Raw genomic sequence first — 12,417 nt, 5'->3', positions numbered from 1 at the left:
TCCTATCTTGGAGAGTTGTCCGAGTGGCCGAAGGAGCATGATTGGAAATCATGTAGGCGGGTATTCCTGTCTCAAGGGTTCGAATCCCTTACTCTCCGTAACAATATTTTTTACTGGCCCGTTGGTCAAGCGGTTAAGACACCGCCCTTTCACGGCGGTAACACGGGTTCGAGTCCCGTACGGGTCATTTAATTAAATATATGGGGGTTTAGCTCAGCTGGGAGAGCATCTGCCTTACAAGCAGAGGGTCAGCGGTTCGAACCCGTTAACCCCCATTCGGTTCCGTGGTGTAGGGGTTAACATGCCTGCCTGTCACGCAGGAGATCGCGGGTTCAAATCCCGTCGGGACCGCCATTTGATTAAAAACTTTAAACTATTATATATGGCGCGGTAGCTCAGTTGGTAGAGCAACGGATTGAAGCTCCGTGTGTCGGCAGTTCGATTCTGTCCCGCGCCACCATGGAGGAGTAGCGAAGTGGCTAAACGCGACGGACTGTAAATCCGTTCCTTAGGGTTCAGTGGTTCGAATCCACTCTCCTCCATTTGTTTCAGGGGCATAGTTTAAAGGTAGAACAGCGGTCTCCAAAACCGTTAGTGTGGGTTCAATTCCTGCTGCCCCTGTTTTTTATTGATATGGCGATCGTGGCGAAGTGGTTAACGCACCGGATTGTGGCTCCGGCACTCGTGGGTTCGATTCCCATCGTTCGCCCTTTTTATTATTGGGGTATAGCCAAGCGGTAAGGCAAGGGACTTTGACTCCCTCATGCGTTGGTTCGAATCCAGCTACCCCAGTTTCTCAGAAAGTATCAAGAAAATTTCTTGAAAAACTTGTTCTGAGATTAAAACAATAGTATAATGGCGGTATAGCCAAGTGGTAAGGCAGAGGTCTGCAAAACCTTCATCACCGGTTCAAATCCGGTTACCGCCTTAGTACTAAAATTAATATTATTGATATGCCGGCGTGGCGGAATTGGCAGACGCGCTGGACTCAAAATCCAGTGCCCTCACGGGCGTGCCGGTTCGACCCCGGCCGCCGGTATTAAAGAGCTAAGATGGTATTTCATCTTAGTTTTTTATTTGAAATTGAATAGCAACATGGCGAGTGTGGCGAAGTGGTTAACGCATCGGATTGTGGTTCCGACACGCGTGGGTTCGATTCCCATCTCTCGCCCTAACGAAGAGACTAGACAGTTGTTTAGTCTCTTTATTTGTGTTTCACCGGAATCAATACCTCAAACACTTGATCTTCGGGATGCTCAGAGGTAGTTTCATCTTGCCACAGTAATTCCCAAATATCACCATTTAACTCTAAGCCATTTTCCTTTAAATAATTTCTAAAACGGTTATTGAACGTATTAATGTGATGAATCTCGTCTTTCATAAAGCCAGAAACGTAATAACCAGCCGGCCGCTGGACGACTTGTTGTTGATTGTAGATCTGCAATCTGTCCTCCGGAATCTTAACCAAGGCTCGATAGGGTGCGGCATGGAAATTTGCTTCATAGAACGCGGAACCGTCAACTAAGAAACCAATTGGATAACCACTGAATAAATCGCTGCTTTCGACAGATGAGTAAAAGCGTCCGTAAATTTGTACGGAGTCGATATCATCAAAGTGTTCGATCGTTTCTGAGATGACGAAAGATTCTGCTTCGCGATAAGAATAGGTAATCGATTCTAAATCAAAGTCCTTTAAGGTCGAGTACCGTTCAATGTAGCTGTCTAATGAATTACGAATGGTCTTCAACTTAGTAATCTGCTCATCTACTATCTGCTTTTGTCGTATAAAGCCAGCTAGCACATAATCCACGTTTCGATTCTTCAAAAATACATGAATATCTTCCAGGGCGACATCGAGATTTTTCAATAAAAGAATGACATCTAACTCGAAATATTGATCGATTCCATAATAGCGATAACCATTATCACCAATTTTTGCGGGTTTGAATAAGTCTATTTGATCGTAATAAATCAGGGTTCGGCGACTGATTCCAGCGTACTTTGCCATCTCGCTAATGGTCAAATATTTTTTCATAAAAAGTTCTCTCTTTCTGCTTGACTGTGACGTTACGTTACAGTTTATCCTATCATAAGAGAAGGAGGGAAAAAAGATGAAATTATTCAAAATCTTTTTCAAAGAATATCAGAGGATGTTCTTCATCACCTTCATCTTAATGATTGTGCAGGCTGTTGGGACGTTGATGATTCCTTACTATGTAGCTGAAATTATTGATGAAGGTATTTTAACGCAGGACCAAGGAGCGATTTGGCGCAACGGCGCATTCATGCTTGGGATTGCTATTTTAACGGGGATCGTTTCAATTATCGCTAGCTATTTTTCTGCCATTCTAGCCGGGCGTTTCGGCTATTTTTTGCGGAAACGGTTAGTGGACAAGACCCAACAACTATCGATCGCCGATATGGATGAGTTTGGAACGCCGACTTTGCTAGCTCGGACAACTAGTGATATTACGAATATTCAGCAAATTATGATGATGGTCTTTCAAATGATTATTCCCGCACCGTTGATTTGTCTTGCTTCAATTATTTTGACAGGAGTCATATCGTGGCGCTTTATTTGGATTCCGATCGCATCGATCGTTTTATTTTCAGTGGTCTCGTTATTAGTAATTAAAAAAGCGATTCCTTTAGCTGACGTGATGCAACAACGGATGGATAAAATGATGCAGATCTTGAGAGAATTTTACACTGGCGTACGAGTGATCCGCGCTTTTAATAAAACGAACTTTGAAAAAGAGCGGACGGATAAAACATTTTCTAACTATGCGGATGTCATGATCCGGGTAAATAAATTATTTGCTGTCTTAAACCCGACTGTCAATTTAGTAATGGGAATTGGAATGACCGCTGTTTTAGCTTTTGGTGGCGTATTAGTGCTTCAAGGAAACGTACCGATTGGGAGTTTAACAGCTATTAGCGAGTATACTATTCTAAGTTTATGGTTTTTGACGATGGCTGCAATGGTGATCGTAATGATCCCCAAAGCGTTGGCTTCATTGGAACGGGTTGGTGAAGTGTTAGCAAAAGAAGAAGAAATTGTTGATGGCCAGAAGGTTTCTTTTGAACCAAGAGCAGATTCACCAATCGCGGTCTTTGATCATGTTGATTTTGCCTATAGCGGTGCTGAAGAGGCCGTATTATCAGATATTACTTTTGAAATTCCGAAAGGTGTGACGGCGATCGTCGGTGGAACAGGCTCGGGTAAAAGTACAATTGCCAAAGCGCTGTTGCGTTTGAAGGATACCACAAAAGGTGAGATTCGCTTCTTAGGTGACTCAATTCAAGATGTTACTCAAGAGGCGCTGAGAGCAAGGATCAGCTATGTTCCACAAAAAGCCTTTCTATTTAGTGGAACGGTCAAAGATAATTTCCTTTTTGGCAATCCGCAAGCGACAATAGAAGAAATGAAACAAGCTGCCAGAATCGCTCAAGCCGAAGACTTTATTAATCATTTAGATGGACAATATGACGCTTTTGTGGCACAAAAAGGAAATAATTTTTCGGGCGGGCAGAAACAGCGGTTAAGTATTGCTCGCGCATTAATCAAACCAGCTGATCTGTACTTCTTTGATGATAGTTTTTCGGCTTTAGATTATCAAACAGATGCAAAACTGCGGAAAGCCTTAAAACAAGAATTAACGGAGGCCGCAATCGTGATCGTTGCTCAACGGCTCTCGACCATTAAGGATGTGGATCAGATTATTGTTCTAGAAAAGGGTAGGATCGCAGGTAAGGGAACGCATGAGGAGTTGCTGAAGACTTGTCAAGTGTATCAGGAGTTTGCGAAGTCTCAAGGAATGGAGGGGAACAAGCATGAGCATCAAGCAAGTTGAGGGAAAACAACAAGCAACAGAAACACCAAAAGAATTCAAAAAAACGGGCGTTCGTTTGTTGAAATTATTATTTGAACAAAAAGGTCGTTTTTTGATTATTATCACATCGGCTGTCTGTTTTGCGACTTTGATGGCAATCACGCCGTTAATTTTAGGTTGGGGTCTAGATGCGATCATTGCACTAGTTCGTGACAAGCAAGTGAGTTTAGAAAATTTGTTTGCTGCACTGCTTCGCCCTGTTCTATTTTTATTTCTGACTTGGGGTGGGGTTGCGTTATTCTCACTTTTGCAAGAATACACCATGGCTAGTGTTGCCGAAACGTTGACTTTGCGCTTGAGAAAATTATTGACGGATAAATTGAATCGTTTACCAATGAAATTTTTTGATCAATACAAGACCGGGGACGTTTTAACACGAGCAACACTGGATTTAGATAAAGTATCGGAAGTATTACAAGTAGGTTTGATGCAACTGATCTCGGCCGTTTTATCAATTGTGATTGGGCTAGGCTTGATGTTCTATCTGAGTCCCTTATTAACACTTTCAATCATCGTTATTTTGATCATTAGCCTTACGTTGACGAATTATCTTGCTCACAAAAATCAAGATTATTTTTCTCAGAATCAAGAGGCTCTAGGGGCCGTTGGAACAAAAGCCGAGGAAAATTATTCTGGAAATCTTTTGATCAAAGCATATAATCGCCAACAGGAAACAGCTGCAGAATTGGACGAATTAAATGAAGCCCAGTTTCAGGCTTTCAAAAAAGCGCAGTTTGTCAGTTTCGCCATCAATCCTTTGATTCGTTTAATCAACCAATTAGGTTTTGTGACTAGCGCAGTTGTGGGAGGAATCATGGTGATTAATGGTCAATTATCGATTGGTCTAGTGCAAGCCTATCTCCAATACGTGAATCAAGTCTCTGAACCGATTACACAGGTTTCTTACGTGATCAATAGTCTGCAAAGTGCTTTTGCGGCTTTAGAACGCATCTTTGAAATATTAGATCAAGAAGAAGAAGTAGCAGACGGTTTGAATCTTTCGGTTCCGGAAAAATTACGTGGCGAAGTTCGTTTTAAACGGGTTGCCTTTGGGTATACGCCTGAGCGATTATTGATGGAAGATGTCAATTTCAAAGTGAAGCCTAAACAAATGGTAGCGATCGTCGGTCCCACCGGTGCTGGGAAAACGACCATGATCAATTTACTGATGCGTTTTTATGAATTAACTAATGGTCAAATTGAAGTGGATGGCAAGAATATTACGCATTTCTCACGAGCGGCGATTCGTCAGAAATTTGGGATGGTTTTACAAGATACTTGGTTGTTTGAAGGAACGGTGGCAGAAAATATTGCTTATAGCCGACCCGATGTAACACGACAAGAAATCATCCAAGCAGCCAAAGATGCTCAGTGTCATCATTTCATTCGAACTTTGCCAAATGGGTATGACACAGTCATTTCGTCAGATGGCACTCAGATCTCGCAAGGCCAGCAGCAGCTATTAACAATTGCACGGGCGATTTTAGCTGATCCGCAATTGTTGATCTTAGATGAAGCGACGTCAAGTGTTGATACCCGGACGGAGGGAATGATCCAACAAGCAATGGATCAATTAACTTCGGAACGGACAAGTTTTGTAATCGCCCACCGACTGTCTACTATTAAGAATGCAGATTTGATTCTGGTAATGAAGGATGGAACGATCATTGAACAGGGGAGTCATCGTAGCTTAATGAAGAAAGGCGACTTTTACGCGAATCTTTATAATAGCCAATTTGCTAGTTAAGAGGTTATGACAGAAGTGTTCGATTTATTACCGAAGCGGCTACTATTGGAACACCATTTATTCGTAAAAAGGACCTATGACAAGAATTTTGTTACAGGTCCTTTTTTTGCTGTGAAAAACCAAAAAATAGCTTAGTGAGAAAACATTCTGAAAATTCATTGACTTTTAATCTTATCAACTGTATAGTATAAAAAAATGATTAAGGTATTATTAGAAAATTAAGGAGTCGATTTTCATGCGCAAGAGTAAATACAATAATTTTGATGGCATCGTCTTATTAATTATTGAGTTCAGGACTTAGAACGCGGAAACGTACAATCCGTTAGTTTGAGTCCTGTTTGCGTTAGAAATGGGATTCTTGCAAGAGCATCCCATTTATTGATGGGATGCTCTTTTTTATGAAATACCAAAAAATCTGATGATACTATTTGGGCTTTTTGATAATCAATGAAAGCCTCTATTACAAGCAGGGAGATGTGACTATGAGAAGTGATCAAATTAAAAAAGGGATTGAGGCGGCACCCGCCAGAAGCCTATTGTATGCGACCGGTCAAGTTAAAAATATCCACGATATGGATAAGCCCTTTATTGCAGTCTGTAATTCTTACATTGATATTGTACCGGGACATGTTCATTTGCGGGAGTTGGCAGATGTAGCGAAGGAAGCGATTCGCGAAGCTGGTGGGATTCCCTTTGAATTCAATACAATCGGCGTAGATGACGGGATCGCGATGGGTCATATAGGCATGCGTTATTCTCTTCCAAGCCGTGAACTAATTGCAGATGCAGCAGAGACAGTTATTAATGCTCATTGGTTTGACGGCGTTTTTTACATTCCTAATTGTGACAAAATCACACCGGGAATGATCATGGCAGCTGTTCGAACGAATGTTCCTTCAATTTTTTGTTCAGGCGGACCGATGAAGGCGGGGATTGATCCTCGTGGCCATCAAACTACACTTTCCTCGATGTTTGAAGCAGTGGGGGCTTTTAAGGAGGGGCAAATGTCGAAAGAAGATTTTCTCTTTATGGAACAAAATGCTTGTCCAACCTGTGGGTCTTGTGCCGGGATGTTTACCGCTAATTCAATGAACTGCTTGCTCGAAATTTTAGGGCTGGCTTTACCTGGTAACGGCACCGTCTTAGCGGTCTCTGATGAACGGCGGGAGCTGGTCCGTGAATCTGCGAAGCATTTAATGAATCTTGTGAAAAAGCAAATTAAACCGCGAGACATTGTGACTAAAGAAGCGATTGACGATGCTTTTGCTTTAGACATGGCGATGGGGGGCTCAACCAACACAGTGCTTCATACGTTAGCCATCGCTAATGAGGCGGAAATCGATTACGATCAAGCAGACATCAATCAGATCGCCAAACGAGTTCCCTATCTTTCTAAAATCGCTCCTTCTTCTAGTTATTCGATGCACGATGTACATGAAGCAGGTGGTGTACCGGCGATTATTAATGAATTAGTCTCAATCGACGGTGCGATTCATTCTGATCGAATCACCGTCACTGGTAAAACGTTACGTGAGAATGTGGCCTCGGCTAAAATCATGAACGAGGAAGTGATTCATCCGAAAAGCGCGCCATATAGTCCGGTCGGCGGTCTTTCGATTCTTTATGGCAATATCGCACCAGAAGGCAGTGTTATCAAAGTCGGCGGAGTTGATCCAAGTATCAAAGTTTTTAAGGGCAAAGCCATCTGTTTTGCTTCTCATGATGAGGCAGTCGAAGCCATTGATAATCATGCCGTCACGAAAGGGCATGTCGTGGTGATTCGTTATGAAGGACCAAAGGGCGGACCGGGAATGCCGGAGATGCTGGCACCGACCTCTAGTATCGTTGGGCGAGGCTTAGGAAAAGATGTGGCGTTGATTACCGATGGCCGTTTTTCTGGGGCAACTCGCGGTATCGCTGTGGGTCACGTTTCTCCAGAAGCCGCTGCAGGCGGACCGATTGCTTTGGTTCAAGACGACGATGAAATAACGATCGATTTGACCAATCGGACGTTAAATGTGGCTGTAACTCCAGAAGAATTGGCAAAGCGACAAGAAACACTGACAAAATTTCAGCCAAAAGTCAAAAAAGGCTGGTTGGCGCGTTACTCAGCCTTAGTAACGTCAGCACATACGGGCGGGGTCATGAAATTACCGGAAGAATAAGCGGTATAGTCAAGTCGCTACCACAGGAACAACAAGCATCTTTTTTAAAGAAAATACATCACATAAGGAGTTAGGGGGAATAGGGGTGAAAGAAATGAAGCAAGAAATCGCAGCTGAAGAGCTGCAATCTGGAGCCGATCTATTGATCAAATGTTTAGAAAATCAAGGAGTCGAATTAATTTTCGGCTATCCCGGTGGGTCTGTCCTACCGCTGTATGACGCACTTTATGATGAAACGATTCCTAACATTTTGACACGCCACGAGCAGGGGGCCGTACATGCGGCTGAAGGCTATGCGAAAGCGACTGGCAATCCCGGCGTCGTAATCGTAACAAGCGGACCTGGAGCCACTAATGTTGTGACGGGAATCGCTGATGCGATGATCGATTCTGTACCATTGGTAGTTATTACAGGTCAAGTAACCACGCCGGGAATTGGCAAGGATGCTTTTCAAGAAGCAGATATGTTAGGAATCACTGTACCAATCACAAAAAACAATTATCAAGTTCGGGATATTGAGGAATTGCCAAGGATCATCAATGAAGCCTTCCATATTGCAACGACTGGCAGAAAAGGTCCGGTGTTGATTGATTTGCCAAAGGATATCACAGTATTAAGGGCCAACCCTAAGATGGATCAAATGGTTCATTTAGAAAGCTACCAGCCGACCAAAAATCCTTCTGTCTTACAAATCGAACGGTTAATGAACTTATTGAAAAAGGCGAAGAAACCACTTGTTTTAGCAGGTGGCGGAGTCGTGGCCGCAAATGGCGGAAAAGAACTACGGCAATTTGTTGAAAAGTATCAATTGCCGACGGTGACAACTTTGCTAGGTTTAGGTTTACTTCCTCATGAACATCCGAGTTTTCTTGGCATGGGGGGAATGCACGGAACCTATGCCGCCAATATTGCCATGATGGAAACCGATCTATTGATCAATATTGGTAGTCGTTTCGATGATCGCTTAGCTTGTTCACCGGAAGCCTTCGCACCCCATGCCAAGGTCGCGCATATCGATGTCGATCCGGTGGAAATCGGTAAGATCATCAAGACGGATATTCCAATCGTAGGCGATGCGAAAATCGCTTTGCAGCAAATGCTTGAAATCGAGCTGGATTCACCTGATTACGCAGAATGGCGAATCGAGTGTCAAGCCCGCAAAGAGAAATATCCGTTGAAATACAAACGGGATGAACAAAAAATCAAACCACAAGAAGTGGTAGAAATCGTTGGTCGGATTACTGAAGGAAAGGCTTATGTCGTAACTGATGTTGGGCAGCATCAAATGTGGGCGGCGCAATTTTATCCTTTCCAATTTCCTAGACAGCTGATTACCAGCGGCGGCCTAGGAACGATGGGCTATGGAATACCCGCGGGCATCGGCGTGAAGTTTGCCAAGAAAAAGGAAACGGTAGTGGTCTTTGTTGGCGATGGCGGCTTCCAAATGACCAATCAGGAATTGGCGATTCTAAACCAAAACGATTTAGACATCAAATTTATTCTATTGAATAATCGTTCCCTGGGGATGGTTCGCCAATGGCAAGAAACCTTCTTTAATGAACGACGCTCTCAATCGGTTTTCAATGAGCAGCCAGACTTTATGAAAATGGCAGAAGCTTATGGCATTGCCGGTAGAAAAATCTCGAACCCGGCCACTTTGGAAGTAGAGCTGACAGAAGCCTTTGCAACAGCTGGGCCGATGCTGATAGAAGTGATGATCTGTAACCGAGAACACGTGCTACCAATGATTCCTGCTGGGATGCCAAATGATCAGATGTTGGGGGTTGATTAAATGAGACGGATGATTACAGCGATGGTTCACAACCAAGTAGGGGTGCTTAGTCGGATCACCAGTGTATTAAATCGGCGGCAGGTAAATATGGATAGTGTTTCCGTTGGACGGACAGAGAAAGACGGAGAATCTCGGATGACAATCATTATCCAAGCTGAGACCTTAGCCGATGTCGAGCAAGTAACCAAACAATTGAACAAGCAGATCGATGTAGTGAAGGTATCGGATGTGACAGATGAACCGCATTTGGAAAGGGAATTGGCTTTGATTAAAGTCAATGCGCCAGCCGTGGCTCGTTCAGAGATTCAAGCGATGATTGAACCTTTTCGAGCGGATGTAGTGGATGTCGGTTTGAAAACAATCGTTGTTCAAGTTGCTGGTTCAAGTGAAAAAGTTAACGCCTGCATCGATGTTTTGAGACCTTACGGCATTAAACAGTTAGCACGAACCGGTGTGACCGGATTTAGCAGAGGTTAAACGCAAATTCATTTTTTGATTTTGCTATTAATATAGTTTAAAAAATTGGAGGAAAAATTATGGTTAAAGTTTATTATGATGATGCAGTAGCGAAGGATGCTTTAGAGGGAAAAACAATTGCAGTCGTGGGTTACGGTTCACAAGGCCACGCTCACGCTCAAAACCTTAGAGACACAGGCCACCAAGTCGTGATCGGGATTCGCGAAGGAAAATCTGCTGAAGCGGCGCGAGAAGACGGGTTTGACGTGTTGCCAGTTGCCGAAGCAGCCAAGAAAGCCGAAGTAGTCATGATTTTAGCTCCAGATGAAATCCAAGGAACATTATACGAAAACGAAATCGCACCGAATTTAGATGAAGGCGACGCGTTGGTCTTTGCCCACGGCTTTAATATTCATTTTGATGTTATCAATCCACCTAAAAATGTGGATGTTTTCTTAGTAGCACCAAAAGGTCCCGGACACTTGGTTCGTCGTACCTTTACAGAAGGCTTTGCGGTACCAGCCTTATTCGCTGTTTATCAAGATGCAACAGGAACTGCTCAAGAGTTGGCGTTGTCTTACGCTAAAGGCATTGGCGCGACACGAGTAGGCGTTTTGGAAACAACCTTTAAGGAAGAAACGGAAACCGATCTATTTGGTGAACAAGCAGTGCTTTGTGGTGGTTTAACAAGTATGATCGAGGCCGGTTTTGAAACCCTAGTCGAAGCAGGCTACCAACCAGAGTTGGCTTATTTCGAAGTATGTCATGAAATGAAGTTAATCGTTGATTTGATCTATGAGGGTGGTTTCGCGAAAATGCGTAACTCTATCTCAAATACCGCTGAATATGGTGACTATGTTTCTGGTCCACGAGTAATTACAGAGACAGCCAAAGCGGGGATGAAGGATGTTTTAACGGATATTCAAAATGGTAAATTTGCCAAAGGCTTTATCGACGACAATAAAGCTGGTTTCCCTGAATTCAATCAGATGCGTAAGGAAAGTGCCGGTCATCAAATTGAAGAAGTCGGTAGTGAATTAAGAAAAATGATGCCATTTGTGAGTCGCAAAGATTAATAGGGGGTGCAGCGATGGAATTGATCAATGATACAGAGGTTCGCAGTGCCTATCAATTATTGAAGAACGCTGTGAATCATACGCCGTTGCAATATGATCGCTATTTATCTGAAAAGTATCAGGCAACTGTTCTGCTGAAACGAGAGGATCTACAAAAGGTTCGTTCATTTAAATTACGGGGCGCCTATTATGCGATTAAGAAGCTTCCTGAGTCAGAATTAAAAAAAGGGGTAGTATGTGCCAGTGCGGGCAATCACGCACAAGGCGTCGCCTATACTTGCCATGAATTAAAAACAAAAGCCGCTATTTTTATGCCCACCACCACGCCGCATCAAAAGGTTTCGCAAGTAAAATTTTTTGGCGGCGAGTTCGCAGACATTCATTTGGTTGGTGATACCTTTGACGCTTCCGCTACGGCCGCAAGAGCATTTTGTAAAGAAAACGATATGACTTTTATCGATCCCTTTAATGATAGAAATATCATTGCAGGACAAGGAACGTTAGCATTAGAAATGATGGCAGATGCTGAAAGTGAAGGTTACAAACCCGATTATGTGATCACAGCGATCGGTGGTGGTGGATTGATCAGCGGTGTTTCCGCTTATGTGAAAAGCACCTCGCCCTCCACAAAGGTGATCGGGGTGGAACCAAAAGGCGCGTCTTCCATGCAAGCGGCGTTTGAAGAAGACCAACCTGTTAAGTTAGCTGAAATCGATAAATTCGTTGATGGGGCAGCGGTTCAGCAAGTCGGTGATATTACCTATTCACACAGTAAAAAGTATGTGGATGACTTAAGGTCAGTAGATGAAGGACTGATCTGTTCAACGATTTTAGATTTATATGGTAAACAAGCGATCGTGGTTGAACCGGCTGGGGCGCTGAGTGTGGCAGCTTTAGAATTAATGAAGGATCAGCTTAAAGGAAAAACGGTGATTTGTGTCATTAGCGGCGGCAACAACGATATCAATCGCATGGCGGAGATCGAAGAACGGTCCTTGATCTATGAAGGTCTGAAGCATTACTTTGTAGTGAATTTTCCACAACGTCCCGGAGCGCTGAAAGAATTCGTCTCGGATATTCTAGGGAAGGGCGATGACATTACTCGTTTTGAGTACACGAAAAAAGGCAATCGGGGAACTGGACCGGTGGTTATCGGAGTATTGTTGGAAAAACCAGAAACGTTACCGGAGTTACTGAATCGATTGAAAGAATTTGACTCAACGTATATTGAATTAAGCCAGAACAAAACATTATACAATTTGCTAGTATAAAAGAATCCGCCCAGAAT

At 43.3% G+C, this 12,417-nt stretch carries 8 protein-coding genes and 12 tRNA genes; 19 read left to right on the top strand and 1 reads right to left on the bottom strand.

The genetic code is table 11. From position 1 onward, the window contains the following. The first annotated feature begins 9 nt into the window (after window positions 1-9). The 12 genes from IGI54_RS06955 to IGI54_RS06900 all read left to right on the top strand — a co-directional run bounded on the left by IGI54_RS06955 (window position 10) and on the right by IGI54_RS06900 (window position 1,171). Window positions 10-98, top strand: a tRNA-Ser gene (locus tag IGI54_RS06955). Between the two features lie 17 nt (window positions 99-115). Continuing rightward, window positions 116-187: transfer RNA gene (locus IGI54_RS06950), tRNA-Glu, on the top strand. A gap of 15 nt (window positions 188-202) precedes the next feature. Further along, window positions 203-275 (top strand) — tRNA-Val (locus IGI54_RS06945). A gap of 3 nt (window positions 276-278) precedes the next feature. Next, window positions 279-354, top strand: a tRNA-Asp gene (locus IGI54_RS06940). 30 nt (window positions 355-384) lie between these two features. Further along, window positions 385-460, top strand: a tRNA-Phe gene (locus IGI54_RS06935). A gap of 1 nt (window position 461) precedes the next feature. Further along, window positions 462-542: transfer RNA gene (locus IGI54_RS06930), tRNA-Tyr, on the top strand. An 8-nt stretch (window positions 543-550) separates the two neighbouring features. Beyond that, a tRNA-Trp gene (locus IGI54_RS06925) sits at window positions 551-621 on the top strand. Window positions 622-636: 15 nt separating this feature from the next. Then, window positions 637-709, top strand: a tRNA-His gene (locus IGI54_RS06920). Between the two features lie 11 nt (window positions 710-720). Further along, window positions 721-792: transfer RNA gene (locus IGI54_RS06915), tRNA-Gln, on the top strand. A 65-nt stretch (window positions 793-857) separates the two neighbouring features. Beyond that, window positions 858-928 (top strand) — tRNA-Cys (locus tag IGI54_RS06910). Window positions 929-955: 27 nt separating this feature from the next. After that, window positions 956-1,039, top strand: a tRNA-Leu gene (locus IGI54_RS06905). A 59-nt stretch (window positions 1,040-1,098) separates the two neighbouring features. Continuing rightward, window positions 1,099-1,171 (top strand) — tRNA-His (locus tag IGI54_RS06900). A 33-nt stretch (window positions 1,172-1,204) separates the two neighbouring features. Here the strand turns inward: IGI54_RS06900 and IGI54_RS06895 are convergent. Next, window positions 1,205-2,035, bottom strand: a complete 831-nt coding sequence (locus tag IGI54_RS06895; RefSeq protein ID WP_430620268.1) for a MerR family DNA-binding transcriptional regulator — start codon at window positions 2,033-2,035, stop codon at window positions 1,205-1,207. A gap of 76 nt (window positions 2,036-2,111) precedes the next feature. Between IGI54_RS06895 and IGI54_RS06890 the strand changes: the two genes are divergently transcribed. The 7 genes from IGI54_RS06890 (at window position 2,112) to ilvA (ending at window position 12,400) form a co-directional block, all read left to right on the top strand. Continuing rightward, complete coding sequence (locus IGI54_RS06890; protein ID WP_430620267.1) at window positions 2,112-3,854, top strand: ABC transporter ATP-binding protein; 1,743 nt, start codon at window positions 2,112-2,114, stop codon at window positions 3,852-3,854. After that, entirely contained in the window at window positions 3,835-5,640 is a 1,806-nt protein-coding gene (locus IGI54_RS06885; protein ID WP_430620266.1) for an ABC transporter ATP-binding protein, read from the top strand. The genes IGI54_RS06890 and IGI54_RS06885 overlap by 20 nt, the downstream gene beginning before the upstream one ends. 482 nt (window positions 5,641-6,122) lie before the next feature. Then, complete coding sequence (ilvD, locus tag IGI54_RS06880; protein ID WP_430620265.1) at window positions 6,123-7,805, top strand: dihydroxy-acid dehydratase; 1,683 nt, start codon at window positions 6,123-6,125, stop codon at window positions 7,803-7,805. A gap of 94 nt (window positions 7,806-7,899) precedes the next feature. After that, a complete protein-coding gene (gene ilvB / locus IGI54_RS06875; protein ID WP_430621486.1) occupies window positions 7,900-9,597 on the top strand; it encodes a biosynthetic-type acetolactate synthase large subunit in 1,698 nt (565 codons plus the stop codon). Further along, window positions 9,598-10,074, top strand: a complete 477-nt coding sequence (ilvN, locus tag IGI54_RS06870; protein WP_430620264.1) for an acetolactate synthase small subunit — start codon at window positions 9,598-9,600, stop codon at window positions 10,072-10,074. 59 nt (window positions 10,075-10,133) lie between these two features. Further along, window positions 10,134-11,129, top strand: a complete 996-nt coding sequence (ilvC, locus tag IGI54_RS06865) for a ketol-acid reductoisomerase (RefSeq protein ID WP_071862804.1) — start codon at window positions 10,134-10,136, stop codon at window positions 11,127-11,129. 14 nt (window positions 11,130-11,143) lie between these two features. Beyond that, entirely contained in the window at window positions 11,144-12,400 is a 1,257-nt protein-coding gene (gene ilvA / locus IGI54_RS06860; protein ID WP_430620263.1) for a threonine ammonia-lyase IlvA, read from the top strand. Window positions 12,401-12,417 lie beyond the last annotated feature (17 nt).

Origin of the sequence: Enterococcus sp. DIV0800 (assembly GCF_050559735.1) — a bacterium.
Classification (GTDB): domain Bacteria; phylum Bacillota; class Bacilli; order Lactobacillales; family Enterococcaceae; genus Enterococcus_A; species Enterococcus_A devriesei.
Note: the sequence above shows the minus strand (reverse complement) of the source record. Positions and strands in the feature narration are given on the sequence as shown.

Excerpts from the sequence above, each read along its gene's own strand:
- IGI54_RS06895 (WP_430620268.1), bottom strand. The coding sequence starts at position 2,035 with ATGAAAAAATATTTGACCATTAGCGAGATGGCAAAGTACGCTGGAATC.
- IGI54_RS06890 (WP_430620267.1), top strand. The coding sequence starts at position 2,112 with ATGAAATTATTCAAAATCTTTTTCAAAGAATATCAGAGGATGTTCTTC.
- IGI54_RS06885 (WP_430620266.1), top strand. The coding sequence starts at position 3,835 with ATGAGCATCAAGCAAGTTGAGGGAAAACAACAAGCAACAGAAACACCA.
- ilvD (WP_430620265.1), top strand. The coding sequence starts at position 6,123 with ATGAGAAGTGATCAAATTAAAAAAGGGATTGAGGCGGCACCCGCCAGA.
- ilvB (WP_430621486.1), top strand. The coding sequence starts at position 7,900 with ATGAAGCAAGAAATCGCAGCTGAAGAGCTGCAATCTGGAGCCGATCTA.
- ilvN (WP_430620264.1), top strand. The coding sequence starts at position 9,598 with ATGAGACGGATGATTACAGCGATGGTTCACAACCAAGTAGGGGTGCTT.
- ilvC (WP_071862804.1), top strand. The coding sequence starts at position 10,134 with ATGGTTAAAGTTTATTATGATGATGCAGTAGCGAAGGATGCTTTAGAG.
- ilvA (WP_430620263.1), top strand. The coding sequence starts at position 11,144 with ATGGAATTGATCAATGATACAGAGGTTCGCAGTGCCTATCAATTATTG.